Source organism: Nocardia sp. CC213A (assembly GCF_030766805.1).
Classification (GTDB): Bacteria; Actinomycetota; Actinomycetes; order Mycobacteriales; family Mycobacteriaceae; genus Nocardia; species Nocardia otitidiscaviarum.
The window spans coordinates 196,028-222,529 of record NZ_JASFXA010000006.1 but is presented as its reverse complement, the minus strand read 5'-3'; the positions used below and the strand labels follow the sequence as shown (position 1 = coordinate 222,529).

Sequence of the window (26,502 nt, the reverse complement as noted above, 5' to 3'; positions counted from 1 at the left end):
GAAGTCACTGCTCAGCCCAGAACTGGTTGAGTCGGGATACCGCTTGGTCTTTGGTCATGGTTTCGATCTCCTCCGGCGACAGGTGAACCAAGCGGATCAACTTCTCGACCACGCCGAGTGGAATCGGTTCCCTGTCCGGAATGGCCACTGCCTCCCGCATGCGCATCGGTCGGGTCTGGTCGTTGACACACGCCCAGAATTCGGCCTCGGTGACCTGCAGCTGTTCCTTCAGGATCTGGCACCAGAGCTTGGGTCCGTAGTCGGTGTTGTCCATGGGGCGCGAGATGCGGGTACGCAGCACACGGCCATCGGGCAACAGCAGCTCCCACGTGCTGTGGTGCCCGACTACCCCGCCTCTGGCGTTGCGAACGCGCTCCCACTTGTCGTTGCGGCAGAACGTCTCATGGGCCTTCTTGTTGCCCGGCGGGTATTGCGTCATTGCTCGGCCGCCGTCAACCATTCTCTCAGCTGGTCGTCGGTGGATAGCTCCACGAACTGTACGAAGTCGACGTTGTCGCGATGGTTGAGCGCCGCGTGGAGATGGTCCTGCCAATCGGCGGCATATTCGCGCATGGCTTCGATGAGAGCGTTGACCGCCGTCTCGAAGTCGGCCTCCTCCACGGCCAGTGGCAGGCCCGGGAGGTAGGCGACCCAGTTGCCGTTCTCCCGAACGACCTGCGCTTCATGCGGGCGGATGGTGTGCGCGAGGAGCCAACGCAGTCGGCCGACCTCCACGAGCGCGGAATCCTTCCCCTTTCGGGTGACAACGGCGACGTTGCCGTTCTCGGCAGTGGTCAGCATCTGGCTGAAGTTCTCGCGGGCGCTGTTCATCGAGGTATACCGACTGACGGACGTGATCCGGTCGACGGTCGTCATCGATGTCTCTCCCTCTGCTGGTGCTCAACTATGTACATCATGTACATGATGTACATAGTTTATCTGAACCTATCGGAACGAGGCGCCGAACCGTTCCCAGGAAACTCCCAGCCGACGTCCAGGGAGTTCCGGGGTGGGCGGCGGACGATGATCACATGACAGGTGTGCCCGCGCAGCGTGAACCCGAGGCTCGGATTCTCGTCGTCGACGATGAGCCGATGATCGTCGAACTGTTGACGGTGAGTCTGCGGTTTCAGGGGTTCGAGGTGGCGAGTGCGGGCAGCGGCAGCGCGGGGCTGGACCGGGCCCGGACGTTTCGGCCGGATGCGCTGATCGTGGATGTGATGATGCCGGGGATGGATGGGTTCGGGCTGCTGCGGCGGCTGCGGGCCGACGGGATCGACGCGCCGGTGCTGTTCCTGACCGCGCGCGACGATATCGAGGACAAGCTCACCGGGCTGACGCTGGGAGCCGACGACTATGTCACCAAGCCGTTCAGTCTCGAAGAGGTGGTGGCGCGGCTGCGGGTGATCCTGCGCCGTGCGGGCCACACCGCGCCGGAGCGGAAGTCCGCGCGGATTCGGTTCGCCGATATCGAACTCGACGACGACACCCACGAGGTGTGGAAGGCGGGGGAGCCGGTCGCCCTGTCGCCCACCGAGTTCACGCTGCTGCGCTATTTCATGGTCAATGCGGGGACCGTGCTCAGCAAGCCGCGCATTCTGGATCACGTGTGGCGCTACGACTTCGGCGGTGAGGTCGGGGTGGTGGAGACGTACGTGTCCTACCTGCGCAAGAAGGTGGACAACGGGCCGGAGCGGCTCATTCACACGCTGCGCGGCGTCGGCTACGTGATGCGGGAATCGAGCAGCCGGTCGGGTGCGCGATGAACGCTGTGCGGCAGCGGGTTTCGCACCGGCTCGCCGCGGTGCCGCTGCGCACCACGCTCACCCTGGCGCTGGTGCTGGTGGCGGCACTGGGACTGCTGATCTCGGGGGTGGCGGTCACCTCGGCCATGCGCGGGGTGCTCGTCGAACGGCTCGACCGGCAGTTGGACGAGGCGGTGCACACCTGGGCGCGGCCCGGTGCGCCGCGACCGGATACCCCGCCGCCGGTGCGACCGGACCGGAATTCGCCGCCGCAACTGTTCTATGTGCGGGTCTTTGATCCGCACGGAAACCTGCTGCTGCACGGCGATTCCGGATCCCACGAGCCCGATGTGCCCGCGGATATGGGCCGCGGGCCGATCACCGTCGGCTCGGTGGGCGACGCCGCGGTGACATGGCGGGTGCTGCGGTGGTCGGGGCCGTCGGGTACCAGCACCGTCGCGCTGCCGCTGGAACAGACCGAGTCCTTCATCGATCGGCTCATCGTGCTCCAGGCCGTGATCGGTGTGCTGGTGCTGGCGGTGCTGGCGGTGGTCGCGCGACTGGTCATCCGGCGCAGTCTCCGCCCGCTGCGCGGGGTGGAGGAGACCGCCGCCGCCATCGCCGCCGGTGACCTGCACCGCCGAGTCCCGGTGCGCGGCACCGACACCGAGGTCGATCACCTCTCGCGCTCACTGAACGGCATGCTCACCCAGATCCAGCAGGCGTTCGCGGCCACCGAGGCGTCGGAGGAGGCGGCGCGGCGCTCGGAGGCCAGGATGCGCCGGTTCGTGGCCGACGCCAGCCATGAGCTGCGCACCCCGCTCACCACCATCCAGGGCTTCTCGGAGCTGTATCGGCAAGGGGCCGTGACTGATCCGGCGGTGTTCATGGACCGCATCGAACACGAGTCCAAGCGGATGGGGCTGCTGGTGGAAGACCTGCTGATGCTGGCGCGTCTGGACGCGCAGCGCCCGGTGGAGCGGCGGCCGGTGGATCTGCTGGCCCTGGCCAGCGATGTCGTGCACGCCGCGCGGTCGGTGGAGGCCGCGCGGCGGCCGGACGGTCCGGCGCGGCCGATCGAACTCGAGATCGTCGACGGCACCGGCACCGTGGAGGTGTCCGGGGACGAGGCGCGGCTGCGGCAGGTGTTCACGAATCTGGTGCACAACGCGCTGGTGCATACGCCGCCGGAGGCAGCGGTGACCGTGCGCCTCACCCCGGCCGCGGACGCGGTACTGCTGGCGGTGGCCGACACCGGTCCCGGGCTGGAACCGGAGCAGGCCGAGCGGGTGTTCGAGCGGTTCTATCGCGCCGATGCCTCGCGCAGCCGGGAGAGCGGCGGCAGCGGGCTGGGGCTGTCCATCGTGCAGGCGCTGGTGGCCGCGCACGGCGGAACGGTCGCGGTGGCGAGCACGCCCGGGACCGGGACCACGTTCACCGTGCGGCTGCCGCGCGAGCACGGCTGACGCGCAGCGGGTCTCGCGGACGAAGAGGCCCGTCGTCCCCGCGCGGGCGGGGACGACGGGCTGGTCGGTGCGGCGAACCTACTCCGGCACGTTGGGCCCGTAACCCAGGTCGCGCAGGGCCTGCTTGATCTTGGCCTGGGCCTCGTCGAGGGATTCCTTGCTCGGGTCGGTGTCGGCTCCGGAGATGTCGAAATCACCGAGCTCGAAGGCGGGGAAGACGTGCATGTGCAGGTGCGGCACCTCCAGACCGGCGATGAGCAGGCCCGCGCGCGGGGCGTCCCAGGCCGCCCGCACCGCCTTGCCGATCCGCTGCGCCACCGCGCTCATGCGCGCGAAGGTCTCCGGGTCCAGGTCCTGCCACTGGTCGATCTCCTTGCGCGGCACCACCAGCGTGTGCCCCTGGGTGACCGGGGCGATGGTCAGGAATGCGACGAATTCGTCGTCCTCCCACACGAACCGGCCGGGAAGCTGGCCGGAGATGATTGCGGAGAAAACAGAAGCCATAGCGGCAGCGTACGCGCGGCGGCCGCGGGTCGTCGGTGCGCGCGCCTACACTCGCCTCGAGCACCCGCCACCGCGCCGAGGAGACCAGGCCATGCCGACCATCAGCGTTACCCGGGAAATCGCCGCGCCGCCCGAACGAGTCTGGGCGGTGGTCACCGACATCGACCGCGCCGCCGAGGTGATGAAGGGCATCGACACGGTCGAGCGGGTCGGCGGCGGCACCGGATTCGAGGTCGGCACCACGTGGCGGGAGACGCGGACCATGTTCGGCAGGCAGAGCACCGAGACCATGGCGGTGACGGCCATCGAGCCCGGTCGCTCCTACACCGTCGAAGCCGATTCCCGCGGCACCCACTTCACCTCGGTCATCACCGTCACGGCGCAGGGCGACGGCACGCTGCTGGCCATGACCTTCGGCGGCGAAGCCAAGGGTCTCGCGGCCAAGCTCGCCGGAGTGTTCGGCAAGCTGTTCGAGGGTGCGACACGCAAGCTGGTGCAGCGCGACCTCGACGATATCGCCGCCGCCGCCGAAGCCTGACCGGTCAGACCGCCACGAAGTGCGAGAGGATGCTCTGCACCTCGTAGATGTCCACCTGGCGGTTGAAGCGCTTCTGCACCGGCTCCGGGGAGCCGCCGATCCAGATGCACAGTTCGGCATCCATATCGAAGGTGCCCGCGGTCTCCACCGAGAAATGCGTGATGGCCCGGTACGGGATGCTGTGATAACTCACCTTGCGTCCCGTCATGCCCTGTTTGTCGACGATGATCAATCGCCGATTCGTGAACAGGATGGCGTCGCGCACCAGCAGGTACGCGGCGTACACCTGTTCCCCCTGCCCGAACAGCTTCGCGTACTCCTGCTGTGCGGAGTTCGGATCGATGCGTCCGGCATTGCCCATCAGTCCGTCGATCAAGCCCATCGGCCTGCACATCCTTCGCGCGATCGCGGTGGCGGCTGTCACCCCCATCATCCCTGCCGGAGGGCTGATCCGCACCGAACCGACGTCACCTAAGCTGTTGCGCGTGCGCGTACTCGTCATCGGCTCCGGAGCCCGTGAACATGCCCTCGTCCTGGCCTTGCGGCGGGACCCGGCGGTGACCGCGGTGTACGCGGCGCCCGGCAACGCGGGCATCGCCCAGCACGCCGAGATCCGGCCGGTCGACCCCTGCTCCGGCGACGAGGTGGTGGCGCTGGCGCGCGACGTCGAAGCCGATCTGGTGGTGATCGGACCGGAGGTGCCGCTGGTGCTCGGCGTCGCCGACGCGGTGCGTGCGGCCGGGATCGCCTGCTTCGGACCGTCCGCCGAGGCCGCGCGGATCGAAGGATCCAAGGCGTTCGCCAAGGACGTGATGAACGCGGCCGGGGTGCGGACCGCGCACAGCGAGGTCGTGGACAGCCCGGGCGAACTCGACGCGGCGCTGGACCGCTTCGGGCCGACCTGGGTGGTCAAGGACGACGGGCTGGCCGCCGGCAAGGGTGTGGTGGTCACCGCGGATCGGATGGCCGCGCGCGACCACGCCGCCGAATGCCTGGAGATGGGGCATCCGGTGCTGCTGGAGTCGTTCCTGGACGGGCCCGAGGTGTCGCTGTTCTGCCTGGTCGACGGGGAGGCGGTGGTGCCGCTGCTGCCCGCACAGGACCACAAGCGGGTGGGCGACGGGGACACCGGGCCCAATACCGGCGGAATGGGCGCGTACACGCCGCTGCCGTGGCTGCCGGAGCAGACCGTCACCACCATCGTCGACGAGGTGGTGAAACCCGTTGCGGCCGAGATGGTTCGCCGGGGGACGCCGTTCTCCGGGCTGCTGTACGCCGGGCTCGCCATCGGCCAGGCCGGTCCGGCGGTGGTCGAATTCAACTGCCGCTTCGGCGATCCCGAGACCCAGGCGGTGCTGGCCATGCTCGACAGCCCGCTCGGCGAACTGCTGCACGCCACCGCCACCGGCACCCTGGACCGGGTCGCCGCACCGTGCTGGAAGGACGGTGCCGCGGTCACCGTCGTACTGGCCGCCGAGAACTACCCGGGGCGGCCGCGCACCGGCGATGTCATCAGCGGAGCCGAATCCGCTGGTACCGGAACCGAATCCGAGGTGCTGCACGCGGGCACCGCGCAGCGCGCCGACGGGGCGCTGGTCTCGGCGGGCGGCCGGGTGCTGTCGATCGTCGGCCACGGCGCCGATCTCGAGGCGGCGCGCGAGAACGCCTACGCCCGCCTTTCCGGAATCAAGCTGCCGGGCAGCCACTTCCGCACCGATATCGCACTGGCGGCCACCGAGAACCGGATCACGGTGCCCACCACCGTCTGAGGAACCCCGGAAACCTTCCGGATCAGTTCAGGGACAGGCCGTGCAGGGCGAGCCAGCGTTGCGGGTCCACGTGCTGCCCGTTCTGGATGACCTCGAAGTGCAGGTGCGGGCCGGTGGAGTCGCCGCGGTTGCCGATGCGGGCGATCTGCATTCCGGCCGGGACGCGCTCGCCCACCGAGACGATGAAGTCGTACATGTGCCCGTAGACGGTGATGGTGCCGTCGTCGTGGCGGATGCGCACCCACAGGCCGAATCCGGCGGCGGGGCCCGCGTCGACGACAGTGCCCGCGGCCACGGCGTAAATGGGGGAGCCCAGCGGCGCGGCGATGTCGATGCCGTTGTGGAAGGTGCCCCAGCGCTGGCCGAACGCCGAGGTGAACAGCCCCTTGGCCGGGAGCGCGAATCCGCCGATGCTGGGCAGCACGAAGCCGGGCGGCAGCGCGCCGCCGGGGTCGGCGCCCGAGTTGAGCCACGGCTGCGTCTCTCCCGCCACCGCCGCGGCCGCCTCGGCCTTGGCCCGCTCCAGCGTGGCCCGCGCGGCCGCCGCCACCACGGCCGCCTCGCGCAGCTTCTCCCCGTGGTCGATGGCGTCGAGGTAGCGCTTGGTCGACGCCGCCGGAGCCGCCACCTGGAGCGGATAGGCCGTCGGAACCCGCAGCGCCACCCCGGGCTCGGCCGGTGCGTCCACCGGAATGATCGCCAGCGGACTGTCGGCCCCCGCGAACACCAGCACCGCCGCCATCCCCGCCAGCAGATACCGATGCGCCCCCGCCCACGCCCGCACCACCGGCGCCTGCCGCCGCGCCTGCGCCCGCACCCGAGGCCCGAGCTCCCGCATCTCTTCGCGGCTCCTGGGCATCGCCCGCCACAGCCGTGCGCTCTCGGCCCGCATCCGCGCGCCGACGGCTCCGGGCACGCGCCCTTCGTCGTGGCGAGCACTCGTCACCCGCGCAACGTCCGTCGCCACCCGATCCGCGACGCGTCGCCACGCGGCCGCACCCCGCGCATCCGCGCGACCTCCCGGGGCACGCCGCGCCACCTCAGCGCGCAGCCCCGGTACGAACCGACCACCCCGGAACTCCGCGAGCCGACACCCCTGAGAGAGCTCGTCTCCGGTTGCGGTGTCGTTCCCGGCTGTCGTGTCACCTTCGGCTGTCGTGTCACCTTCGGCTGTCGCGGAGACCGCCGTGCCGCCGGTTCGTGTGTCGCTCCCCGCTGCCGTTGCCGCCTCGTCATCGGCCGCTGCGCTGTCTCCGGTCTCCGCGCCGTTCCCGGCAGCCGCGGGGACCGTCGCGACACCGGTACGCCTTTCGCTTTTCGCTGTTGTCGGGGTGCCGCTGGTGTAAGCCGCGACGGCCGACCGGGGATCGACCGCTGTCGCCCGTGCCTCGATGCCCGCCTCGGCCCCCGGACCTTCGGCTTCCACATCGGCATCCTCCGATGTGCTACCGGTGGTGGGCAGCTCAGCCGTGCGCACCAGCGCGTTGTGGGTCGAGGGAACGCGATTGGTCGTGGGCGGGGGTTCCGCCGCATCGGCCTGGCGACCGGTGCCGCCTGCGGATGTGGGCTGGGCGATGCCGTCGCGTGGATCGAGACCGTTGTCATCGCGGGGTGCGCTGTTGTCCGTGTCCACGGGTGCGGGACGGTCGTCCGCACGGGTGACGTGGTTCGTCGCCGTGCGCTCGGCGCCGACCACGGCGTCACCCCGCCCGGGGCGAGGTTCGCCGGGCTCGGTGGTGTCGGCTGCGACGGGCGTTATGACCTCCTGGTCGATGTGGTGTCCCCCCGACACGGTGTTCTGCTCAGTCATTCCGGCGGGGATTGCGGGACCGACGGGGGAGCGGGTGCTCTACCGTCTGTCGAGTGCGTATCGAATCTCGCCGGTCGACCATTCCACCTTTCTACGTGATGGACGTCTGGAAAGCAGCAGCGGAGCGGGCCCGGACACACGGGGATGTGCTGGTGCTGGCGGCGGGGCAGCCGTCCACTCCGGCGCCGCGGCCGGTGCTGCGGGCCACCAGGGCGGCCATGGAACGTGAGTTGCTCGGCTACACCGAGACATTCGGCATCCTGACGCTGCGCGAGGCCATCGCGGGCCATCATCGGGACACCTACGGGGTGGACGCGACGGCCGAGGACGTGGTGGTGACGACCGGATCGTCGGGTGCGTTCACGCTCATCTTCCTGGCGGCCTTCGACGTGGGCGACACCGTGGTGGTGGCGCGGCCGGGCTATCCGGCCTACCGCAACACCCTCACCGCGCTGGGGTGCGAGGTGGTGGAGTTGGACTGCGGTCCCGAGACCCGGTTCCAGCCGACCGTGGCCATGGTGGAGGCGCTGCCGCAGCCCCCGGCGGGCCTGATCGTGGCCAGTCCGGCCAATCCGACCGGCACCATGATCGACGCGGCGGAGCTGGCCGCGCTGGCCCGCTGGTGCGACGAGCACGGCACGCTGCTCATCTCCGACGAGATCTACCACGGCATCGTCTACGCCGACACCGAGCCGACCGCCTCGGCCTGGGAGACCTCCCGGAATTCGGTGGTCATCGGCTCGGTGTCGAAGTACTTCTCCATGACCGGCTGGCGGCTGGGCTGGATGCTCGCGCCCGCGCACCTGCGCCCGGCGCTGCAGCGGCTGGCCTCGAATATGACCGTCTGCCCGCCCGCCATCTCCCAGTACGCGGCGGTGCACGCCTTCGGCGCGGAGGCCAAGGCCGAACTCGACGGGCATGTCCGCCGCTACGCGGAGAATCGTCGGCTACTGCTGGAGGGGCTGCCGAAACTCGGCATCACCGACCTGGCTCCGGCCGACGGCGCGTTCTACGCCTACGCCGATATCGCACACCTCACCGACGACTCCATGGCGTGGTGCACCGAGGTGCTGAACCGCACCGGCGTGGCCCTCGCCCCGGGAATCGATTTCGACACCCGTAACGGTCGGCACACGGTGCGATTCTCCTTCGCCGGAGCCACGGCCGATATCGAAGAGGCGTTGGCGCGATTGGAAGCCCATCTGAGCTGACGCGCGGCCGGGCGGAGTGATGCCGTGAGTTTGCCGGAGCGATCCCGACCGGTCCGGCGAGCGGAGCCGAGCGGCGATGTCCCGCAAAGACTTTCCGGACTCGCCCCCCATCCTTCGCCGATGCGGTACAACCGTTGTAATGCGAATTCCGCACGGCTCGTCGGCAGCCCATCCGAACTGGAAAACACACAGATCGCACCCATTTGGCACAGATGAACCGATGATGACTGGCACGATGACGTGGTGATCACCGCGACGACTCCGAAAGGCGAACGGCGTCGCCAAGCGCTGGTTGCAGCTGCCGCCGAGTTGCTACTCGAGGGTGGGTTCGAAGCGGTACGACACCGCTCGGTTGCGACGCGCGCGGATCTGCCGCTCGCCTCGACGACGTATTACTTCGAATCCCTCGAGGATCTGATCGCGCGCGCGGTCGAGTTCTCCGGCAATGCCGAACTCGAGAACATGCGCCGCCGTGTCGGTGAGGTGACCCACCGCCGCCGCGGCGCGGAGGCCACCGTCGAGCTGATCCTCGACCTGCTGGTGTGCCCGGACGGGCAGGACCAGGACGCGGAATCGCGCGGCCAGCTGATCGCCCGCTACGAGCGATCGGTCGCCTCCGCCCGCCACCCGGAGCTACGCGAGGTACAGCTCCGACTACGCGCGCAGCTCGACGAGCTGCTCGCCGACGTGCTGCGGCGGTCCGATCGGGTGGTGCGGGCCGAACAGATACGACGGCTGGTGTCGGTGGTCGACGGCGCGGTGGTGACGGCGCTCGGCGAACTCGACCCGCAACCTCGGCGGGCGGCCCGGGGAGCGCTGCTGGAACTCATCGACATCGTCGCGCCGCCGGTGTGACGCGGCTCTGGATCGGTATGTCGTGGCGAGACGGCTCCACCGGTCCGGGCGACCGGTGCAGACCGGTCTGATGGCACCCGGGACCGATGGCAGTCGGCACGAGCAGCCCCGGGATCGCGGGGTCGGATCGCGCGGGTGAGCCGGGGTTCGGCAGCCGCCACCGAGCTAACTAGACTCACTCGACGTGAGTCTTGTCCCGAACGTCCTCGCCACCCGCTACGCCAGCCCCGAGTTGGTGCACCTGTGGTCGCCCGAGAACAAGATCGTGCTCGAGCGGCGGCTCTGGCTGGAGGTGCTGCGCGCCCAGGCCGAACTGGGCGTGGACGTTCCGGCCGGAGTGGTCGAGGACTACGAGCGGGTCGTCGACCGGGTCGATCTGACGTCCATCGCCGAGCGTGAACGCGTCACCCGCCACGACGTGAAGGCCCGCATCGAGGAATTCAACGCCCTGGCCGGGCACGAGCACGTGCACAAGGGCATGACCTCGCGCGACCTCACCGAGAATGTCGAGCAGTTGCAGATCCGGCTGTCGCTCGAACACGTGTACGCGCACGGCGTGGCCGTCGCGGCGCGGCTGGCCGAGCGGGCCGCGCAGTACCAGCCGCTGGTGATGGCGGGCCGCTCGCACAATGTGGCGGCCCAGGCCACCACGCTCGGCAAGCGCTTCGCCTCCGCCGCCGACGAACTGCTCATCGCGCTCACCCGCCTGCGCGAGCTGATCGACCGGTACCCGCTGCGCGGCATCAAGGGCCCGATGGGCACCGCCCAGGACATGCTGGACCTGCTCGGCGGCGATGCCGCGAAACTGGCGCAGCTGGAGCAGAAGGTGGCGCGCCACCTCGGCTTCGCCACCGTGTTCACCAGTGTCGGCCAGATCTACCCGCGCTCGCTCGACCACGATGTGCTCTCGGCGCTGGTACAGGTCGGCGCGGGGCCGTCGTCGTTCGCGCACACCATTCGCCTGATGGCCGGGCACGAACTGGTCACCGAGGGCTTCCAGCCCGGTCAGGTCGGTTCGTCGGCCATGCCGCACAAGATGAACACCCGCTCCTGCGAGCGGGTCAACGGCCTGCAGGTGGTGCTGCGCGGCTACGGCTCCATGGCGGCCGAGATGGCGGGTGCGCAGTGGAACGAGGGTGATGTGTTCTGCTCGGTCATCCGCCGGGTCGCGCTGCCGGACGCCTTCTTCGCCATCGACGGCATGATGGAGACCTTCCTGACGGTGCTGACCGAATTCGGCGCGTACCCGGCGGTCGTCGAACGCGAACTCGAGCGCTACCTGCCGTTCCTGGCCACCACCCGCATTCTGATGGCCGCGGTGCGGGCCGGGGTGGGCCGGGAGGCCGCACACGAGGTCATCAAGGAGCACGCCGTCGCGGTGGCGCTGGCCATGCGCGAGCAGGGCCGCGAACCCGACCTGCTGGATCGCCTGGCCGCGGACGACCGGATGCCCCTGGACCGCGCCGCCCTGGACGCGGCGCTCGCGGATCGCACCGCCTTCATCGGTGCGGCCGAGGCGCAGACGGCGGACGTCATCGCCCAGGTGCAGAAGCTGGTCGACGCCCACCCCGAGGCGGCGCGCTACACGCCGTCGCCGATTCTCTAAGCGAGAGAACGTATTCGGTAGGCAATGGTTCTAGGCTGCCGGGCATGAATCCGTACACGATCTTCTCCGATATCGTCGCCGGCCGCGCACCCTCGTCCCAGGTGTACTCCGACGACGATGTGTTGGCGTTCATGGACATTCGGCCGTTCACTCCGGGACATCTGCTGGTGATCCCGAAGGTTCCGGCCAAGAGTCTGGCGGAGTTGGATCCGGCGGTCGGCGGGAAGCTGTTTCAGGTCGGCCAGCGTCTCGCCGCGGCGCTGCGGGAGTCGGAGGTCGGCTGCGACGGGGTGAATTTCTTCCTCGCGGACGGCGTGACGGCGGGGCAGGAGGTGTTCCATGTGCATCTGCATGTGATTCCCCGCACGCCGGGCGACGGATTCGGGTTGCGCGGGCGGCCGACGACGCCGCAGCGTGCGGATCTGGACTACCTCGCGGGCTCGATTCGGGGCGCGCTGGATCGGCTGTAAGCCATAGCCGGACGGCATTACCACATGCATACCATGTGGTTTGCCAAAGACACGCCGTATCGCTGTTCTCACCCCTCGGTGCATCCGTATGGGTAACGTGTAACCCCTCTTGTGGTGGGCTTGACGGAGGTGGGGATATGTATCGTAGAGCCGTTGCGGCAGCCGTTCTTTCGGTCGCCATCGGTTTGCTCAGTCCGGTGCTGGCCGAACCGGCAACCGCGAGCGCGGCACAGGTCGTCCGGATCGACGACCTCGGTCCCACGCGTTCGGCGATCTTCATCCGGTCCGCCGCCATGAACCGTGAGATCCAGGTGCAGGTCCTGCACCCGGCGGGCGGCGGCTCCCGGCCCTCCTACTATCTGCTCGACGGCCTGGATCCCGGTGCGGCACAGAGCACTTGGACCAACGCCACCGACGCGGAACCGTTCTTCCGCGGCAAGAACGTCAATGTCGTGCTGCCGATGGGCGGCCAGGCCAGCTACTACACCGACTGGATCGCCGACGACCCGAAGTTCGGCCGGTACCGCTGGGAAACCTTCCTCACCGAGGAACTGCCGCCGATCATCGACAGCCATTTCGCGGGCAATGGCGTCAACGCCATCGGCGGCCTGTCCATGGGCGGCAACGCGGCCTTCATGCTGGCGACGCGGCGGCCGGACCTGTATCGCGCGGTGGCGGGCTACAGCGCCTGCCCGGACACCTCCATCGCCCAGGGCGCGATGCTGTTCTCCATCGCCAATCGCGGCGGCAATCCGTTCAATATGTGGGGTCCGGTCTCGAGCCCCGCGTGGGCGGAACACAATCCGGCGCTGCTGGCGGACCGGTTGCGGGGCAAGACCATCTACCTGTCCACCGGCACCGGGCTGCCCGGTCCGCACGAACTCGAGATCAAACCCCAGCTGCCGGAGAACATCTTCTTCGGCGGACCCATCGAATTCGGCGTGAACGCCTGCGTGACCGCGTTCGAGGGTCGGCTGCGGGAGCTGGGCATTCCGGCCCGTGTCGACTACAGCCCGGTCGGGACGCACTCCTGGTCGTACTGGAAGGACACGTTGCACTCCTCGTGGCCGACCATCGCCGCGGCGATCGGAGCCTGATCCACCCGGATATCAGTTTCGGGGGCGGTTGAATTCACCGTCCTTGGCACCGGCCACGAAGGCCGCCCACTCGCCCGGGGTGAAGATGAGCACGGGGCCGTCCGGGTCGGCGGAATTGCGCAATCCGATATTTCCGCTGGCCAGGAAGGCGACCTCGACACCGTCGCCGGTGTCGGTGCTGCGCCGCCATACGGCGTCGGGCTCGATCTCGCGGTTCTTGGCTTCCACTCGGACTCCTGTGCGTGGTGGTACCGGACGGTGATTTGGGTCGCACTCATACTGCCAGGGTTTGCCGGTTGCTCGGATCGGATATTCCATCTTGTGTCGGCAGGAAGGAGGTATGGTGCGCACGCCATGGTCCCCTCAGCGAGCAGCCCCCATCTCCGATAGTTGTGAGGTAGTGCCCGGTCGCTTCACCATCGAATTGGCACAGAGCATTCTGCGAATCCATCGAACGTGCCCGACCGATCAATGCGCACGACGCAAGGCGGCGGTCTTCTACCTCTACGAGCAGAATCGCCATCTGGCCGGTAACGGCCGTCGTCGGCTGCGCTAGCCGTCGGCACTCCGGGTCCGAGCCGTCGTAGCCTGAGCGCGACGGCCGGGTGCGCGCCGGGCGGGCGGAGTTGCGCACTACGGTGGATCGCATGGCTCTGGACAGTGGTAGCGCAGCGACGACCTCCGAATCCGTGGTGACCGCGCCGATCGCGAAGCGGGTTCCGGCGGAGCGCGTCCATCACGGTGATGTGTTCACCGACGAGTACGAATGGTTGCGGGACAAGGAGAATCCCGAGGTCATCGCGTACCTGGAGGCGGAGAACTCCTATACGGACGCGCAGACGGCGCAGTTGGGGCCGCTGCGGGAGAAGATCTTCGACGAGATCAAGTCGCGTACCCAGGAGACCGATCTGTCGGTGCCGACGCGCATGGGCGACTGGTGGTACTACTCGCGCAGTTTCGAGGGCAAACAGTACGGCGTGCACTGCCGCTGCCCGATCGGCGACCGGGACGACTGGACCCCGCCGCAGCTCGAGGTCGATATCGAGGTCCCGGGCGAGCAGGTGCTGCTGGACAGCAATGAACTGGCCGAGGGGCACGACTTCTTCGCCCTCGGCGCGTTCTCCATCAGCCACGCGGGCGATCTGCTGGCCTACTCCGACGACACCGTCGGCGACGAGCGCTACGTGCTGCGCTTCAAGAATCTCGAGACCGGCGAGGCGCTGGCCGATGAGATTCCGGGCACCGCGCCCGGCGCGACCTGGTCGCTGGACGGCACCCACGTCTTCTACCAGACCGTCGACGAGTCCTGGCGGCCCGACACCGTGTGGCGGCACCGCCTGGGCACCGCCCAGGACGCCGATGTCAAGGTCTTCCACGAGCCCGACGAGCGCTACTGGGTCAGCATCGGCGCCACCCGCTCGGAGAAGTACCTCGTCATCTGGGTCGGCTCCAAGATCACCACCGAGGGCTGGATCCTGGAGTCCGACCAGCCCGAGGGCGAGTTCCGGGTGCTCATGCCGCGCCGCGAGGGCGTGGAGTACTCGGCCGAGCACGCCGTCATCGGTGGCGCGGACCGGCTGCTCATCCTGCACAACGATGTCGTCGACGGCGTGAAGGCGGAGAATTTCGTACTCGCCGAGGCCCCGGTCGACGATCCCGCGAATCAGCGCATCCTCATCGGCCACCGCGACGATGTGCGGCTCGAGGATGTCGACGCCTTCTCCGACAAACTGGTGCTGTCCTACCGCCGTGAGGCGCTGCCGCGCGTCGCGGTCTGGCCGCTGACCGCCGACGGCTACGGCGAACTCGCCGAGATCCAGTTCGGCCTGGAGCTGTTCGCCGCCGGGCTGGGCTCCAATCCCGAGTGGGAGCAGCCGACCCTGCGCATGGGGGTCACCTCCTTCATCACGCCGATGCGGATCTTCGACTACGTGCCGGCCACCGGGGAGATGCTGCTGCGCAAGGAACAGCCGGTGCTCGGCGACTTCCAGGCCGATGACTACGAGCAGCATCGGGTGTGGGCGGTGGCGTCGGACGGCACCCGCATTCCGGTGTCCATCGTCAAGCGCAAGGATCTCGGCGACGGCCTGAAACCGTTGCTGCTCTACGGTTACGGCTCCTACGAGGCCAGTATCGATCCGGGCTTCTCGGTGGCGCGACTGTCGCTGCTGGATCGCGGCATGGTGTTCGCGGTCGCGCATGTGCGCGGCGGCGGTGAGATGGGCCGGCTGTGGTACGAGCACGGCAAGACGCTCACCAAGAAGAACACCTTCACCGATTTCGTCTCCTGCGCACGGCATCTCGTGGAGACCGGTATCACCGCGCCCGACCGCATGATCGCCGACGGCGGCAGCGCGGGCGGCCTGCTGGTGGGCGCGGTGGCCAATCTCGCGCCCGAGCTGTTCGCGGGCATCCTGGCCAACGTCCCCTTCGTGGACCCGCTGACCTCCATTCTCGACCCCTCGCTCCCGCTCACCGTGATCGAATGGGACGAGTGGGGAAATCCCTTGGCGGACAAAGAGGTCTACGAGTACATGAAGTCGTACTCGCCGTACGAGAACGTGGCGGCGATGGACTATCCGGCCATCCTGGCCATCACCAGCCTCAACGACACCCGCGTGCTCTACGTGGAACCGGCCAAGTGGGTCGCGAAACTGCGCGCCACCAAGACCGGCGACAGCCAACTGCTGCTCAAGACCGAGATGACCGCCGGACACGGCGGCGTCTCCGGCCGCTACGAGAAGTGGAAGGAAGTCGCGTTCGAGTTCGCCTGGGTGCTGGAGAAGGTCGGCTTGGCCGACCGCTGAGCCGCACCGCCCGCGGGTGCGGTGGCCGGTCGCGCCGCCGCACCCGCCCGGTACCAGTGGGTTCCGGCTACTGCTTCGAGCCGGACCCGCGGGACGTTCGGCATCGGCGTGCCCGCCCGGCGACGGCGCGTTCCGCTATCGCGTCGAGCCGGACCCACGGGTATTCGACGTCGGCACCGCCGCCGTGGCCGAGTGGGTGAAGCCGCCCACGTCCGCCCGGGTGAGCGGGGTGGATCGGGGATTCTCGCGCAGTTGGGCGATGCCGCGCTCCAGATCGGCGAGCAGCAGGTCGATCATGTCGACGCTGAAGCCGTGGCGCAGCACCGCGCGCATGATGGTCTCGTGCTGGCGGTCGGCGGGCAGCGGGTCGCCTACATCATCGACCCGTCGCTGGCCGCCAACGGCGGGTACGCGGCCATCGTGATCATCACCATCTACTGGGCGGCGGTGTACATCTCCTCGCAGGGCACCAAAACCGTAGCGGGACTGTCGAGTGCGGGACTGGTCATCGGCACGCTGATACCCGGCGCGCTGCTGGTGGCGCTCGGCTTCGTCTTCCTGGCGCAGGGCAACCAACCGGCCGCGCCCATGGACGCCGGACATCTACTCCCGGCCTGGACCGGGCTGGCCAGCCTGGTGCTCATCATCAACAACTTCCTGTCCTACGCGGGCATGGAGATGAACGCCGTGCACGTGTCCTCGCTGAAGAATCCCGACAAGGAGTACCCGCGGGCCATGGCGCTGGCCGTACTGCTGGTGCTGGCCATCTTCATCGTTCCGGCCGTCGTGATCAGCTGGGTGGTGCCGTCGAAGAACCTCAGCCTCACCGCGGGCGTCATGCAGGCGTTCGACGGATTCTTCAACCACTTCCACATCGGTTTCCTGACGCCGATTCTCGGCGTCATGCTGGTGGCGGCGGCGCTGGGCGGCATGCTCACCCGGCTGGCCGGGCCGTCCAAGGGACTGCTGCTGATCGGGCGCAGGGAAGGGTTTCTGCCGCCGGTGCTCACCCGCGTGAACAAGCATGGGGTGCAACAGAACATGCTCGTCGTACAGGGGGTGGTGACCACGCTGCTGGCCTTGCTCTACGCCTTCATCCCCGACGTGTCCAGCGCCTACTGGATCCTGTCGGTGATCACCACGCAGGTGTACCTGATCATGTACGTGCTCATGTTCGTGGCCGCGGTGCGCCTGCGCCGCGACCAGCCCGATCATCCGCGCGGATACCGCGCCCCCATGCTGGTCGCGCTGTGCGGCGTCGGCATCGCCTCCTCGCTCGCGGCCTTCCTCATCGGATTCGTCCCGCCCTCGCAGTACGGCAGCGGCAGTCCGCTGGGCTACGTGCTGCTCGTCGGGCTCGGCGCGGGCATCGTCGGGCTGGTGGTCCCGTACCTGTTCCTGCGTCTGCGCAAGCCTGCCTGGAAGATCGACGACCCACAGGAGGCGTTGGCATGAGCGAAGTCGAATGGCCGGAGACAGAGCACCTTTCGGCGCGTGGGCGACGGCTCGTCTACCTCGCGGTGGCCGCCGTGCTGGCGGCCGTCGCGGTGGCCATCGAGACCTACTGCCCGGATCGGCTCGCCGCCTACCTGGAGGAAACGGGAACACTGAGAACCGGTGACACGCTGAAATCCCAAGGCAACCAGTAAGTCAGGAGCTGACTATGACCGATACCGCCGAGGCGGAAGACGATCCGCGCACCGCCGCACTGCGCGCCGCCGTGCGCAAGCACATGCCACAGGCGAAAGCCGATCTCGCCGAGCTGGTTTCGTTCAAGTCGGTGGCCGACCCCCGCCAGTTCCCGGCCGAAGAATGCCGAAAGGCCGCGCAGTGGGTGGCCGACGCCTTCGCCGCCGAGGGGCTCACCGACGCCGGACTGCACACCACCCCCGACGGCACCGACACCGTGGTGGCCCGCCGCGCCGCACCCGCCGGGAAGCCGACCATCATGCTGTACTGCCACTACGACGTGCAGCCGCCGCTGGACGACGCGGCCTGGCATACGCCGGTGTGGCAGCTCACCGAACGGGACGGGCGCTGGTACGGCCGCGGGGCGGCGGACTGCAAGGGCAATATCGTCATGCACCTCACCGCGCTGCGGGCGCTACGGGAAGTGCTGGGGGACGGTGGTTTCCCGGTGGGGTTGACCTTGGTGTCGGAGGGCTCGGAGGAACAGGGCACCGGCGGGCTGGAGCGATTCGTGCCGCAGCACGTGGACCTGCTGCGAAGTGACACCATCCTCATGTGCGACACCGGCAATTTCGCGGTCGGCGTACCCACCTTCACCGAAACCCTGCGCGGCAACGTGAATGTCGTGGTCACCATCGAAACCCTCGGCAGCCCCATGCATTCGGGCATGTTCGGCGGCGCCGCGCCGGACGCGCTGGCGGCGCTCATCCACCTATTGGCGACCCTGCGGGACGAGCACGGCAACACCACCGTGGACGGTCTCGCCAACGATCAGGTGTGGGACGGGGTGCAGTATCCGCCGGAGCAGTTCCGGGCCGACGCCACCGTGCTGCCCGGGGTGGAGCTGGTCGGCAGCGGGACGCCCGCCGATATGCTCTGGGCGCGCCCGGCGCTGACCGTGCTCGGCATCGACGCACCCAAGGTGGTCGGGTCGTCGGCCGCCATCCAGCCCACCGCCGCCGCCCGGCTCAATCTGCGGATTCCGCCCGGGACCGACCCGGGGCAGGCGCTGCGGCTGCTCACCGCGCATCTGAAGCGGCACACGCCCTGGCACGCCAGGGTGACGATCGAGACGGAAGGCGTCGGCGCGCCGTTCACATCGGCGGCCGGGGGACCGGCCCGCACCGCCATGGAGGCCGCGCTGGCCGCCGCCTACGGTCGCCCGGCCACGACCGAGGGGCAGGGCGGAGCCATCCCGCTGTGCAATGTCTTCGCCGACACCTATCCGGACGCCGAGATCATGCTGTTGGGGGTGGAGGAGCCCAAATGCCTGATCCACGCGCCCAACGAGAGCGTGGATCCGACCGAGATCGAGCACATGGCGCTGGCGGAGGCGCTGTTCCTGGCGTCGTACGCGGATTAGAACTCGGTGTGGTCCTCCGGCTCGATGACCCGGAAATCCGTTCCGGCGGGTGTCATCTCATTGAGTCGGCCGAAGTAGATCCCCTGCGCCGCGTCCGCGATGATCCCGTAGTGGATGGGGAACGCGGTGCGGGGGTTCACGGCCCGCAGGTAGTCGACGGCCTCGCTGATCTTCATCCACGGCGCGACGGCGGGCAGGGCGAGGACGCCCACAGGAACCGGCGGCACCCACAGCGAGTCGCCGGGGTGGACGAGTTCGGCCGGATCGTCCGGGGTGCCGAGTTGGAAGACCGTATTGTCGATGACCGGAATCTCGGGGTGGATGACGGCGTGGCGGCCACCACCGCCGGTTACTTGTACATTTCCAACTTTCAAGACATTTCCGGCATGCACGGCTTCCCAGGGTTCCGCCCGCTGCTGCGCGGTCTGCGGATCGGAAAGCAATCGCGCCTTAGGATTGCCTTCGATAAGTTCGCTTATCCGATTCGGGTCGATATGGTCGGGATGCTGATGGGTCACGGCAATGGCGTCCAATCCGGTGATCCCCTCGAAACCGTGCGAGAAGTTGCCGGGATCGAACAGGATCTTCGTGCCGTGCAGTTCCACGAGAATGCAGGAGTGTCCGAAATGGGCTATGCGCATACTGTGTATATTGCCCCTCCGCTTCGCTCCGGGCGGGTCCGCGGCGCTGGAAGTCTCGGTTCTTCCCTCCCTACGCTCTCCCGCTTCGCTCCTCCGCTCCGGTCGGTCCAGAACCGAGACGCGCCGCGAACCGGCAGGTTGTGGTGAGCGGCACGGTCGAGCGGACCCGGCGAGGTGTTCTCGAGCGGCGGCAATTACGCTGATCAGGTAAACCCCCACCAGCTTTAGGAGCAACACGTGGCACGTGTCGTGGTCGAGGTGATGCCGAAGGCCGAAATCCTGGATCCGCAGGGTCAGGCCATTGTCGGCGCGCTCGGGCGCCTGGGACACCCGGGCATCTCGGATGTGCGCCAGGGCAAGCGATTCGAACTCGATGTCGACGACAACGTCAGCGACGACGAGCTCGAGCGGATCGCCGAATCGCTGCTCGCCAACACCGTCATCGAGGACTGGAAGGTCGTCCGGCTGTGAGCGCGCGCATCGGTGTCATCACCTTCCCGGGCACGCTCGACGATGTCGACGCCGCCCGCGCGGTGAACATCGCCGGTGCCGAGGCCGTCAGCCTGTGGCACGCCGACGCCGACCTGAAGGGTGTCGACGCGGTCATCGTGCCCGGTGGTTTCTCCTACGGCGATTACCTGCGCTGCGGCGCCATCGCCCGCTTCGCGCCGGTCATGGGCGAAGTGGTGCGGGCCGCGGGCCAGGGCATGCCGGTGCTGGGGATCTGCAACGGCTTCCAGGTGCTGTGCGAGGCCGGGCTGCTGCCGGGCGCGCTCACCCGCAACGAGGGGCTGCACTTCATCTGCCGCGACCAGTGGTTGCAGGTGGAGACCGCCGATACCGCGTGGACCTCCCGCTACGAGCCCGGCGCGCAGATCCTCATCCCGCTCAAGTCCGGTGAGGGCCGCTACCAGGCGTCCGAGGCCGTACTCGACGAGCTCGAAGGTGAGGGCCGCGTGGTCTTCCGCTACGCGGGCGACAACCCGAACGGTTCCCAGCGCGGCATCGCCGGTATCGCCTCGGCCAACGGCCGGGTCGTCGGCCTCATGCCGCACCCGGAGCACGCCACCGAGGCGCTCACCGGCCCCAGCGACGACGGCCTGGGCATGTTCCTGTCCGTGCTGGACAGCCTGGTCTCGGCGTAGTCGGTCTCGGCGTAGTCAGCAGATGCGGTCCAGGATGTCGAAATCGACACCGTCGACCGCTGCGATATAGCCGGGCAGCACCACCTGCTGTCCGGCGAATCGCCTTTCCCCAGCAGGGGTTTCGAGCACGCGGTCGTCCTGGACGGCCGCGTGCACGCGTTTCACCTCCAGTGAGCCCGCCGCTTCCGCCATCGCCCGGAGGGTGTGGATCGCCTCGTACTCGGTATTACTGAAATTAGTGAGGGCGGGCGCGAATTCACCGTGCAGCCGTCGATACCGGGCCAACCGGTCCGCGTCCGCGCCCGCGTTCACGAAAAAGCTCGACGGCACATACAGATTCCGGTTGGCCGGTGCGCCCCCGGTGAGCAGCACGTTCTGATCCACCGCCGGGCTCACCCGCAGCTGCCGCTCGGCCCGCCCCACCCGGGTGAACTGGCGGTTGAACCGCGCCACATCGGCCCCGACCAGCAGCACGATCACCCCGTCCGCGCGATCCAGACGCGGATCGGCCAGAAACTCGGTGAAATCCTCGGTGCCCAGCGGCACGAACATCTCCAGCGGCAGCGGCGGTTCCCGCCCGGCCTCGGCCAGCTCGGCGCGCACCACCTCGGCGGTCCGCCGCGGCCACACGTAGTCGTTGCCGATGATCGCCCAGCGGCGCGCCCCCAGTTCGCGGCGCAGCCAGCGCAGGGCGGGCAGGATCTGGCGGCTCGGATCCGAGCCGACCAGGAACAATCCGGGTGGGGCCTGATCCAGGCCCTCGTTGTCGGTGGCGAACAGGTACGGCACCCGCCCGGCCGTCACCCGGGCCACCGCCCGCCGCACCGCCGAGGTGTGCCAGCCGGTGACGGCGTGCACCATGCCGGTGGCCAGCAGCGCCTCCACCTCCCGCGCCACCTCCTCGGGATCGCGGCCCCCGTCGATGTGCGTCGTGCGCAATTCCCGGCCGAGAATTCCAGTGCCACTGTTGATTTCTTCGGCGGCCAGAGAAATGGCGGCCTCACAGGACGGTGCGAAGATACCGCCGGGCCCCTGGAGCGGGACTATGTTGAGGATCTCGATACTGTGATCGGGATTCTCCGGCGGCGGTACCATCGGTTACTCTGCTTCTCGTTGAGCGGAAATTGATGGGCGGACAATATGGCGACAATTGTAAGCAGCATTAACACGCTGCATGGAGCCCTGCGGGCCGCGGAACGCAGTTGGCTGCGTCACCTCGAGGAGGCGCTCGCCGCCCGTCGGCTCACCCCGGATCAGTGGTCCATGCTGTCCAATCTATCCGCCGACACCGGTATCACCATGAGTGAACTCGCCTCCCGCGCCCAGCTCGCCCCCTCCTCCGCCACCCGGCACGCCGACTGCCTGGCCGAACGCGGACTCATCTTCCGCATCGCCGCCGCCGCCGACCGCCGCCGCATCCTCATCGGCCTCAGCCGCCGCGGCGTCGACCTGGTGGGGGAGGTGCGCGCCGAGGAACAGCGCGCCGAAGCCGAACTCCGCCGCCGCCTCGGCGGGACGAACTATCAGGAGCTGCTGCGCCTGCTGGAGCAGGTCGCGGAGACCCCGCTACCCGACTGACCGCGCTCGCGGCTGAAGTTCGTGTCCACGGCGGGTACCGGCCGGTCCGGGCGCATCCGATGGGTCTGGAGACCGGCTGCCATGCCCCGGCCGGTCGTATCGCCGCTCGGATACCGGGCGGCGGATGCGAAGTGTCACTGCTTAGGATCGGCTCATGCCCGTTTCCGTGACCGCTGCCACCGCCGCCGGACTGTGCGAATTCATCGACGCCTCGCCGTCCCCGTTCCACGTATGCCGCACGGTCGCGGCGGAACTCGACGATCACGGCTTCACGAGACTGTCGGAATCCGCGCCCTGGCCGTCCAGCAGCGCGGGGCGCTACTACGTGGTGCGCGGCGGTTCGCTGGTGGCGTGGGCCGACGGTGGGCCGGGGGCGCCGTCCGGATTCCGGGGCGGGCAGGCCGCGCCGTTCCGGGTGATCGGGGCGCATACCGACAGCCCCAACCTGCGGGTGAAGCAGCATCCGGACCTCGCGTCCGCCGGCTGGCAGCTGGTCGGGCTGGAGCCCTACGGCGGGGCGTGGCTCAACTCGTGGCTCGACCGCGACCTCGGCATCTCCGGTCGACTGTCGGTACGCGACGGAAATGTGGTGCGCGAGCGGCTGGTTCGCATCGACGAACCGATCCTGCGGGTGCCGCAGCTGGCCATCCACCTGTCCGAGGACCGAGGCGGAGTGAAACTCGACCCGCAGCGGCACGTGAATGCCGTCTGGGGCGTCGGTGTCGAACCGCGCTCGTTCCTGGCCTTCGTCGCCGAACGCTCCGGCATCGACCCGGAGGCGGTGCTCGGCTGGGAACTCATGACCCACGACCTGGTGCCCGCCAAACTGATCGGCCGCGACCTGGACCTGGTCAGCGCGCCGCGCCTGGACAATCAGGGCACCTGCTTCGCGGGCCTGCGCGCCTTCCTCGCCGCCATCGCCGAACCCGGCGCGGCGGTACCGGTGCTGGCCATGTTCGACCATGAGGAGGTCGGCAGCCAGTCCGATCGCGGCGCCCAGTCCTCGCTGCTGCCCACGGTGCTGGAGCGCATCGTCCTGAGCCGCGGCGGCGGTCGGGCCGAATACCTCGCCGCCCTGGCCGGTTCCGTCTGCGCCTCCGGCGACATGGCCCACGCCACCCACCCCAACTACCCCGACCGCCACGAACCCATGCACCGCATCGAGGTCAACGGCGGCCCCGTGCTCAAGGTCAACCAGAATCTCCGCTACGCCACCGACGCCACCGGCGCGGGCGCCTTCGCCCTGGCCTGCTCCCAAGCCGACGTCCCTCTGCAACGCTACGTCCACCGCGCCGACCTCCCCTGCGGCTCCACCATCGGCCCCTTTACCGCCGCCCGCACCGGCATGCCGACCGTCGACGTGGGCGCGGCCCAACTGGCCATGCACTCGGCCCGGGAGATGATGGGCGCGGCGGACGTCCCCGCCTACGCGGCGGCGCTGGCAGCCTTCCTCACCCCGGAGATCGGGCGCTGATTTCGGTGATGGCGAAAGCCGATGCTTGCTATCATTGATGGCAACATTGGAGGGGTGGTGTCATATGAAGAACGTGACGATCCGTAATCTCAGCGACGAGGTGCACCGCGCGATTCGCCAACGCGCGGCCACCCACGGTCGCAGCGTCGAGGCGGAGATGCGTGCCATTCTCGCCGAGGCCGTACAGCCACCCGAGCGGATCAAGCTCGGTTCGATGCTCGCCGAGATCGGCCGCGAACTCGCGCTGACCGACGAGGAACACGCCTTGCTCGACAACCGCGACCGCACCCCGGCCGAGCCGCTGGAGTTCGATTAGTGATCATCCTGGATACCAACGTCATCAGTGAACCCCTGCGCCCGGTTCCCAATCAGCACGTCGCTGATTGGATCGACGCCCAAAGCGTCGAAACCCTCTATCTGAGCACCATCACCGTCGGCGAGCTGCGTTTCGGCGCGGCCGTCATGCCCCCCGGCCGCCGCCGCACTCAGCTCCTCGATCGGTTGGAAGGCGCCATACTGCCGCTGTTCACCGGCCGCATCCTGCCCTACGGCCTGGACGCCACCGTTGCATACGCACACATCATGTCCACCGCCCGCGCCGCCGGATTGGCCATCTCTCCCCCCGATGGCATGATCGCGGCTACCGCGTCCGCCGCAGGCTTCGCCGTCGCCACCCGCGACACCGCACCGTTCGAAGCCGCCGGAGTGCCGGTCATCAATCCATGGCAATAGCTCGCTAGGCGCGGACGCCGACCTTCCGGCTGAGCTCGCGCACCTCGGTACGCATGCCCGTGGGTGGCTTCTTCGACAGCTCGCTCAGCATCTCGCGGGCATGGCCGTAGCGGATCGGTCCGCTCGTTAGAGGGTCACACCCAACCAGCGGGCGAACGCGCCTGTGCTGTCCGATTTCCGGCGCTCCGCCGCGGCGATGGCGAACAGCGACTCTCGGACATTCGGGTGGAGCTTGGTCTGCTGTGGGGCGATGCGGCGGGCCATGGTGAGGGAGTGCAATGCCTTGTCCGGCTGACCGGCGAGGATCCAGGCGCGGGCATTGTCTTGCCAGTGGTGTCCGGCACGGGTAGCGGAGATATCGGTGGGGAGTCGCAGGGCGGCACCCTCGCGAGCGGCTTTGCCGGGATCCCCGGCCTCGAGTTCGACCGCACAGGCGTGGATTTCGACATTGCCCGGTCCGAATTCCGTGGTGTAGAGGTCGCTCTCGCATTGCATCGGCCGAGCGAGTCCTCGGGCCTCGGTGACGAACTGCTGAGCCAGGTCGAGATTGCGGTCGCGTCCGGCAACGATCGCGCCTCGGAGCAGCCCGTAACCGCGCAGCACTCGCTCGGCCTCGCTCTGACCTGCCGCGAGCCCGATACCTTTTTCCACCAACGACATAGCAACCTCCGTCGAGCCGTGTGTCATGAGGAGGCGGGCACGTTTCATCAGGCTGCGCACTGTCATCAGCGGGTCGTCGACATGCGCGGCGGTCGAATCGAGGCGGTCCAGGATCAGCGCGGTCAGGGCGGTGTGGCCGAGGCGGGTACAAGCTCCCTCGGCCGCGATCCATGCGGAGCACAGCATGCGATAGGCCTGATCGCTTTCGCCGCCGGTATGGACTGCCCCGTAGAGTTGGCGGATCAGACCGGGCAACTCGGCAAGAGCCTTGCGTGTCTTGTCATTCCGCAGAGCGATCTCGATCGTGGTGAGGCGTGCCCGCAGCTCGGGCAGCGGCGCTGGCTCCACCTGCCGGACGAACGCACCCTCGGCGAGGATGGCGCGCAGATCCGCCAGACCATCGAGCGGCCCATCCTCTTCCAGAGTGTCGTAGTACGGGGTGCCCATCAGGTGTTCGGGCTCGACGCCGAGCACGAGAGCGGCCTTCGCGATGTAACCGGGCGAGGCGGGCTCGCGGCCCTGTTCGACCGCCCTGACCATGCCCTTGCTGTAGCCGATGCGGTTCGCGAACGCCTCCTGCGTCAAACCGGCGACCTTGCGCTCCGCTGCGATACGACTGCCGATGCCGTTGGTGGTCATGTCGAGAACCTCGCTCCGAGTGGGCGGGTACAGGTACGCCTACGAGCGTATCCGGAATCGGCGGCGCGCGATGGGGCAAGTTGCTGGCACTTTTCTGGTACTTCGGCTGGTAGTGGGCGTGTGAGGCTTCTTGTGGCCCCGGCACCGAGATGGTCTCGACGCCTCGGCGAGGGTGCCTCCACATCACCGATCGCATCGGAGGGAAGCGGAATGGACATCCTCGCCATCATTCTCATCGTTGCGGGCGTGCTAGCCGCCCTCACCACGCACCAGCACCGGCCGCCGCGCCACCGGCACGGGCGGCCTGTCGCGGAACTTCAGGCGCGGTTGGCGGCCGAGTCCGCGCGTACCTATCTTCCGCTGCGGGGGTGGTGAGTGTGGATCTCGTCAGCATTCCCGTTGGCGCCGACGCGATTTCCATCGCGACGCTGGTCAGTTGCGTGAGTCCGGCATGGGCGCAGCGCGATCCGCACCGGGCGATGCAGGTGCATATCGAGTGCGAGGTCGGGGTGTGCGTCACGAAATCCGTTGCGCACCAGATGTTGCGGGAGCAGGGGAAGCTGGTGCCGGATTCCGGGCGGGTACGGTGACCGGCGCGGGGTCGGCGTGGCGCGGACGGGATCGGGTCGACGGCCCGATCGGGTTCCTGCATCGTGATGACGGGGTGTGGCCGGTGGGCGCGGACGGCTGGCCGGTCACCGAT

At 68.6% G+C, this 26,502-nt stretch carries 31 protein-coding genes; 21 read left to right on the top strand and 10 right to left on the bottom strand.

Features of this window, described 5'->3' with window-relative positions:
• Positions 1-4 precede the first annotated feature (4 nt).
• On the bottom strand, positions 5-439 hold the full coding sequence (locus QJS31_RS13645; protein WP_282779035.1) for a cytotoxic translational repressor of toxin-antitoxin stability system: 435 nt from the start codon (positions 437-439) through the stop codon (positions 5-7).
• The gene (locus tag QJS31_RS13640; RefSeq protein ID WP_282779034.1) at positions 436-876 is read right to left on the bottom strand and encodes a prevent-host-death protein; all 441 of its coding nucleotides are present in this window, start codon (positions 874-876) and stop codon (positions 436-438) included. Before QJS31_RS13640 ends, QJS31_RS13645 begins: the two co-directional genes overlap by 4 nt.
• A gap of 155 nt (positions 877-1,031) precedes the next feature.
• On the opposite strand from QJS31_RS13640, the gene QJS31_RS13635 reads away from it, so the two are divergent.
• Together QJS31_RS13635 and QJS31_RS13630 are read left to right on the top strand one after the other, a co-directional pair.
• The gene (locus tag QJS31_RS13635) at positions 1,032-1,766 is read left to right on the top strand and encodes a response regulator transcription factor (RefSeq protein WP_282779032.1); all 735 of its coding nucleotides are present in this window, start codon (positions 1,032-1,034) and stop codon (positions 1,764-1,766) included.
• A complete protein-coding gene (locus QJS31_RS13630) occupies positions 1,763-3,211 on the top strand; it encodes a cell wall metabolism sensor histidine kinase WalK (protein WP_306356862.1) in 1,449 nt (482 codons plus the stop codon). The genes QJS31_RS13635 and QJS31_RS13630 overlap by 4 nt, the downstream gene beginning before the upstream one ends.
• Positions 3,212-3,289: 78 nt before the next feature.
• Here the strand turns inward: QJS31_RS13630 and QJS31_RS13625 are convergent, their stop codons facing one another.
• The gene (locus tag QJS31_RS13625) at positions 3,290-3,715 is read right to left on the bottom strand and encodes an HIT family protein (protein ID WP_306356861.1); all 426 of its coding nucleotides are present in this window, start codon (positions 3,713-3,715) and stop codon (positions 3,290-3,292) included.
• Positions 3,716-3,806: 91 nt separating this feature from the next.
• On the opposite strand from QJS31_RS13625, the gene QJS31_RS13620 reads away from it, so the two are divergent.
• On the top strand, positions 3,807-4,253 hold the full coding sequence (locus tag QJS31_RS13620; protein ID WP_282786227.1) for an SRPBCC family protein: 447 nt from the start codon (positions 3,807-3,809) through the stop codon (positions 4,251-4,253).
• 4 nt (positions 4,254-4,257) lie between these two features.
• Here QJS31_RS13620 and QJS31_RS13615 read toward each other — a convergent pair whose 3' ends face one another.
• Positions 4,258-4,635 (bottom strand): PH domain-containing protein, encoded by a 378-nt coding sequence (locus QJS31_RS13615; RefSeq protein WP_143982975.1) that lies wholly within the window; start codon positions 4,633-4,635, stop codon positions 4,258-4,260.
• A gap of 103 nt (positions 4,636-4,738) precedes the next feature.
• On the opposite strand from QJS31_RS13615, the gene purD reads away from it, so the two are divergent.
• Positions 4,739-6,022, top strand: a complete 1,284-nt coding sequence (purD, locus tag QJS31_RS13610) for a phosphoribosylamine--glycine ligase (RefSeq protein ID WP_306356860.1) — start codon at positions 4,739-4,741, stop codon at positions 6,020-6,022.
• Positions 6,023-6,044: 22 nt separating this feature from the next.
• On the opposite strand, the gene QJS31_RS37360 is transcribed toward purD, so the two are convergent.
• Positions 6,045-7,832: a peptidoglycan DD-metalloendopeptidase family protein gene (locus tag QJS31_RS37360; protein WP_372341591.1), complete on the bottom strand. Its 1,788-nt coding sequence runs from the start codon at positions 7,830-7,832 to the stop codon at positions 6,045-6,047.
• 53 nt (positions 7,833-7,885) lie between these two features.
• Between QJS31_RS37360 and QJS31_RS13600 the strand changes: the two genes are divergently transcribed.
• The 5 genes from QJS31_RS13600 (at position 7,886) to QJS31_RS13580 (ending at position 13,071) form a co-directional block, all read left to right on the top strand.
• Complete coding sequence (locus QJS31_RS13600) at positions 7,886-9,043, top strand: pyridoxal phosphate-dependent aminotransferase (RefSeq protein WP_306356859.1); 1,158 nt, start codon at positions 7,886-7,888, stop codon at positions 9,041-9,043.
• Between the two features lie 243 nt (positions 9,044-9,286).
• A complete protein-coding gene (locus tag QJS31_RS13595; protein ID WP_029926424.1) occupies positions 9,287-9,898 on the top strand; it encodes a TetR/AcrR family transcriptional regulator in 612 nt (203 codons plus the stop codon).
• Between the two features lie 184 nt (positions 9,899-10,082).
• Positions 10,083-11,504, top strand: a complete 1,422-nt coding sequence (gene purB / locus QJS31_RS13590) for an adenylosuccinate lyase (protein ID WP_306356858.1) — start codon at positions 10,083-10,085, stop codon at positions 11,502-11,504.
• Positions 11,505-11,548: 44 nt separating this feature from the next.
• The gene (locus QJS31_RS13585) at positions 11,549-11,974 is read left to right on the top strand and encodes an HIT family protein (RefSeq protein WP_282783729.1); all 426 of its coding nucleotides are present in this window, start codon (positions 11,549-11,551) and stop codon (positions 11,972-11,974) included.
• 137 nt (positions 11,975-12,111) lie between these two features.
• Positions 12,112-13,071, top strand: a complete 960-nt coding sequence (locus QJS31_RS13580; RefSeq protein WP_282783727.1) for an alpha/beta hydrolase family protein — start codon at positions 12,112-12,114, stop codon at positions 13,069-13,071.
• 12 nt (positions 13,072-13,083) lie between these two features.
• Here the strand turns inward: QJS31_RS13580 and QJS31_RS13575 are convergent, their stop codons facing one another.
• A complete protein-coding gene (locus tag QJS31_RS13575) occupies positions 13,084-13,299 on the bottom strand; it encodes a DUF397 domain-containing protein (RefSeq protein WP_029926432.1) in 216 nt (71 codons plus the stop codon).
• A 419-nt stretch (positions 13,300-13,718) separates the two neighbouring features.
• Here QJS31_RS13575 and QJS31_RS13570 point away from each other — a divergent pair, with 419 nt between their 5' ends.
• Positions 13,719-15,878 (top strand): S9 family peptidase, encoded by a 2,160-nt coding sequence (locus QJS31_RS13570; RefSeq protein ID WP_306356857.1) that lies wholly within the window; start codon positions 13,719-13,721, stop codon positions 15,876-15,878.
• A gap of 135 nt (positions 15,879-16,013) precedes the next feature.
• Here QJS31_RS13570 and QJS31_RS13565 read toward each other — a convergent pair whose 3' ends face one another.
• On the bottom strand, positions 16,014-16,211 hold the full coding sequence (locus QJS31_RS13565) for a hypothetical protein (RefSeq protein WP_282783723.1): 198 nt from the start codon (positions 16,209-16,211) through the stop codon (positions 16,014-16,016).
• A gap of 9 nt (positions 16,212-16,220) precedes the next feature.
• Here QJS31_RS13565 and QJS31_RS13560 point away from each other — a divergent pair, with 9 nt between their 5' ends.
• From QJS31_RS13560 to QJS31_RS13550, 3 genes are read left to right on the top strand one after another with little or no spacing between them, the layout of a single operon-like run.
• Entirely contained in the window at positions 16,221-17,333 is a 1,113-nt protein-coding gene (locus tag QJS31_RS13560) for an APC family permease (RefSeq protein ID WP_306356856.1), read from the top strand.
• Positions 17,330-17,527 (top strand): hypothetical protein, encoded by a 198-nt coding sequence (locus QJS31_RS13555; RefSeq protein ID WP_306356855.1) that lies wholly within the window; start codon positions 17,330-17,332, stop codon positions 17,525-17,527. Before QJS31_RS13560 ends, QJS31_RS13555 begins: the two co-directional genes overlap by 4 nt.
• A 14-nt stretch (positions 17,528-17,541) precedes the next feature.
• Positions 17,542-18,930, top strand: coding sequence for a dipeptidase (locus tag QJS31_RS13550; RefSeq protein WP_306356854.1), 1,389 nt, complete (start codon positions 17,542-17,544; stop codon positions 18,928-18,930).
• Here the strand turns inward: QJS31_RS13550 and QJS31_RS13545 are convergent.
• The gene (locus QJS31_RS13545) at positions 18,927-19,571 is read right to left on the bottom strand and encodes an MBL fold metallo-hydrolase (protein WP_282784612.1); all 645 of its coding nucleotides are present in this window, start codon (positions 19,569-19,571) and stop codon (positions 18,927-18,929) included. The two genes, QJS31_RS13550 and QJS31_RS13545, sit on opposite strands and share 4 nt — an antisense overlap.
• Before the next feature lie 237 nt (positions 19,572-19,808).
• Here QJS31_RS13545 and purS point away from each other — a divergent pair, with 237 nt between their 5' ends.
• Both purS and purQ read left to right on the top strand, forming a co-directional pair.
• Positions 19,809-20,042 (top strand): phosphoribosylformylglycinamidine synthase subunit PurS, encoded by a 234-nt coding sequence (gene purS / locus QJS31_RS13540; RefSeq protein WP_029926445.1) that lies wholly within the window; start codon positions 19,809-19,811, stop codon positions 20,040-20,042.
• Positions 20,039-20,716: a phosphoribosylformylglycinamidine synthase subunit PurQ gene (purQ, locus tag QJS31_RS13535; RefSeq protein WP_282784609.1), complete on the top strand. Its 678-nt coding sequence runs from the start codon at positions 20,039-20,041 to the stop codon at positions 20,714-20,716. Before purS ends, purQ begins: the two co-directional genes overlap by 4 nt.
• Before the next feature lie 15 nt (positions 20,717-20,731).
• Here the strand turns inward: purQ and QJS31_RS13530 are convergent, their stop codons facing one another.
• Positions 20,732-21,811: a substrate-binding domain-containing protein gene (locus QJS31_RS13530; protein WP_306356853.1), complete on the bottom strand. Its 1,080-nt coding sequence runs from the start codon at positions 21,809-21,811 to the stop codon at positions 20,732-20,734.
• Between the two features lie 45 nt (positions 21,812-21,856).
• Between QJS31_RS13530 and QJS31_RS13525 the strand changes: the two genes are divergently transcribed.
• The 4 genes from QJS31_RS13525 to QJS31_RS13510 all read left to right on the top strand — a co-directional run bounded on the left by QJS31_RS13525 (position 21,857) and on the right by QJS31_RS13510 (position 24,500).
• Entirely contained in the window at positions 21,857-22,294 is a 438-nt protein-coding gene (locus QJS31_RS13525) for a MarR family winged helix-turn-helix transcriptional regulator (protein WP_282784605.1), read from the top strand.
• Between the two features lie 154 nt (positions 22,295-22,448).
• Complete coding sequence (locus tag QJS31_RS13520; protein ID WP_282784603.1) at positions 22,449-23,768, top strand: M18 family aminopeptidase; 1,320 nt, start codon at positions 22,449-22,451, stop codon at positions 23,766-23,768.
• Between the two features lie 64 nt (positions 23,769-23,832).
• The gene (locus tag QJS31_RS13515) at positions 23,833-24,084 is read left to right on the top strand and encodes an Arc family DNA-binding protein (protein WP_195144990.1); all 252 of its coding nucleotides are present in this window, start codon (positions 23,833-23,835) and stop codon (positions 24,082-24,084) included.
• Complete coding sequence (locus QJS31_RS13510) at positions 24,084-24,500, top strand: type II toxin-antitoxin system VapC family toxin (RefSeq protein ID WP_306356852.1); 417 nt, start codon at positions 24,084-24,086, stop codon at positions 24,498-24,500. The genes QJS31_RS13515 and QJS31_RS13510 overlap by 1 nt, the downstream gene beginning before the upstream one ends.
• Positions 24,501-24,626: 126 nt before the next feature.
• Here the strand turns inward: QJS31_RS13510 and QJS31_RS13505 are convergent, their stop codons facing one another.
• Complete coding sequence (locus tag QJS31_RS13505; protein WP_282784597.1) at positions 24,627-25,799, bottom strand: helix-turn-helix domain-containing protein; 1,173 nt, start codon at positions 25,797-25,799, stop codon at positions 24,627-24,629.
• Between the two features lie 210 nt (positions 25,800-26,009).
• Between QJS31_RS13505 and QJS31_RS13500 the strand changes: the two genes are divergently transcribed.
• Together QJS31_RS13500 and QJS31_RS13495 are read left to right on the top strand one after the other, a co-directional pair.
• The gene (locus tag QJS31_RS13500) at positions 26,010-26,174 is read left to right on the top strand and encodes a hypothetical protein (protein WP_306356851.1); all 165 of its coding nucleotides are present in this window, start codon (positions 26,010-26,012) and stop codon (positions 26,172-26,174) included.
• Between the two features lie 2 nt (positions 26,175-26,176).
• On the top strand, positions 26,177-26,389 hold the full coding sequence (locus QJS31_RS13495) for a hypothetical protein (protein ID WP_029926459.1): 213 nt from the start codon (positions 26,177-26,179) through the stop codon (positions 26,387-26,389).
• Positions 26,390-26,502: the final 113 nt, after the last annotated feature.

Excerpts from the sequence above, each read along its gene's own strand:
- QJS31_RS13645 (WP_282779035.1), bottom strand. The coding sequence starts at position 439 with ATGACGCAATACCCGCCGGGCAACAAGAAGGCCCATGAGACGTTCTGC.
- QJS31_RS13640 (WP_282779034.1), bottom strand. The coding sequence starts at position 876 with ATGACGACCGTCGACCGGATCACGTCCGTCAGTCGGTATACCTCGATG.
- QJS31_RS13635 (WP_282779032.1), top strand. The coding sequence starts at position 1,032 with ATGACAGGTGTGCCCGCGCAGCGTGAACCCGAGGCTCGGATTCTCGTC.
- QJS31_RS13630 (WP_306356862.1), top strand. The coding sequence starts at position 1,763 with ATGAACGCTGTGCGGCAGCGGGTTTCGCACCGGCTCGCCGCGGTGCCG.
- QJS31_RS13625 (WP_306356861.1), bottom strand. The coding sequence starts at position 3,715 with ATGGCTTCTGTTTTCTCCGCAATCATCTCCGGCCAGCTTCCCGGCCGG.
- QJS31_RS13620 (WP_282786227.1), top strand. The coding sequence starts at position 3,807 with ATGCCGACCATCAGCGTTACCCGGGAAATCGCCGCGCCGCCCGAACGA.
- QJS31_RS13615 (WP_143982975.1), bottom strand. The coding sequence starts at position 4,635 with ATGGGCTTGATCGACGGACTGATGGGCAATGCCGGACGCATCGATCCG.
- QJS31_RS37360 (WP_372341591.1), bottom strand. The coding sequence starts at position 7,832 with ATGACTGAGCAGAACACCGTGTCGGGGGGACACCACATCGACCAGGAG.
- QJS31_RS13585 (WP_282783729.1), top strand. The coding sequence starts at position 11,549 with ATGAATCCGTACACGATCTTCTCCGATATCGTCGCCGGCCGCGCACCC.
- QJS31_RS13580 (WP_282783727.1), top strand. The coding sequence starts at position 12,112 with ATGTATCGTAGAGCCGTTGCGGCAGCCGTTCTTTCGGTCGCCATCGGT.
- QJS31_RS13570 (WP_306356857.1), top strand. The coding sequence starts at position 13,719 with ATGGCTCTGGACAGTGGTAGCGCAGCGACGACCTCCGAATCCGTGGTG.
- QJS31_RS13565 (WP_282783723.1), bottom strand. The coding sequence starts at position 16,211 with ATGCGCGCGGTGCTGCGCCACGGCTTCAGCGTCGACATGATCGACCTG.
- QJS31_RS13555 (WP_306356855.1), top strand. The coding sequence starts at position 17,330 with ATGAGCGAAGTCGAATGGCCGGAGACAGAGCACCTTTCGGCGCGTGGG.
- QJS31_RS13550 (WP_306356854.1), top strand. The coding sequence starts at position 17,542 with ATGACCGATACCGCCGAGGCGGAAGACGATCCGCGCACCGCCGCACTG.
- QJS31_RS13545 (WP_282784612.1), bottom strand. The coding sequence starts at position 19,571 with ATGCGCATAGCCCATTTCGGACACTCCTGCATTCTCGTGGAACTGCAC.
- QJS31_RS13530 (WP_306356853.1), bottom strand. The coding sequence starts at position 21,811 with ATGGTACCGCCGCCGGAGAATCCCGATCACAGTATCGAGATCCTCAAC.
- QJS31_RS13525 (WP_282784605.1), top strand. The coding sequence starts at position 21,857 with ATGGCGACAATTGTAAGCAGCATTAACACGCTGCATGGAGCCCTGCGG.
- QJS31_RS13520 (WP_282784603.1), top strand. The coding sequence starts at position 22,449 with ATGCCCGTTTCCGTGACCGCTGCCACCGCCGCCGGACTGTGCGAATTC.
- QJS31_RS13515 (WP_195144990.1), top strand. The coding sequence starts at position 23,833 with ATGAAGAACGTGACGATCCGTAATCTCAGCGACGAGGTGCACCGCGCG.
- QJS31_RS13505 (WP_282784597.1), bottom strand. The coding sequence starts at position 25,799 with ATGACCACCAACGGCATCGGCAGTCGTATCGCAGCGGAGCGCAAGGTC.
- QJS31_RS13500 (WP_306356851.1), top strand. The coding sequence starts at position 26,010 with ATGGACATCCTCGCCATCATTCTCATCGTTGCGGGCGTGCTAGCCGCC.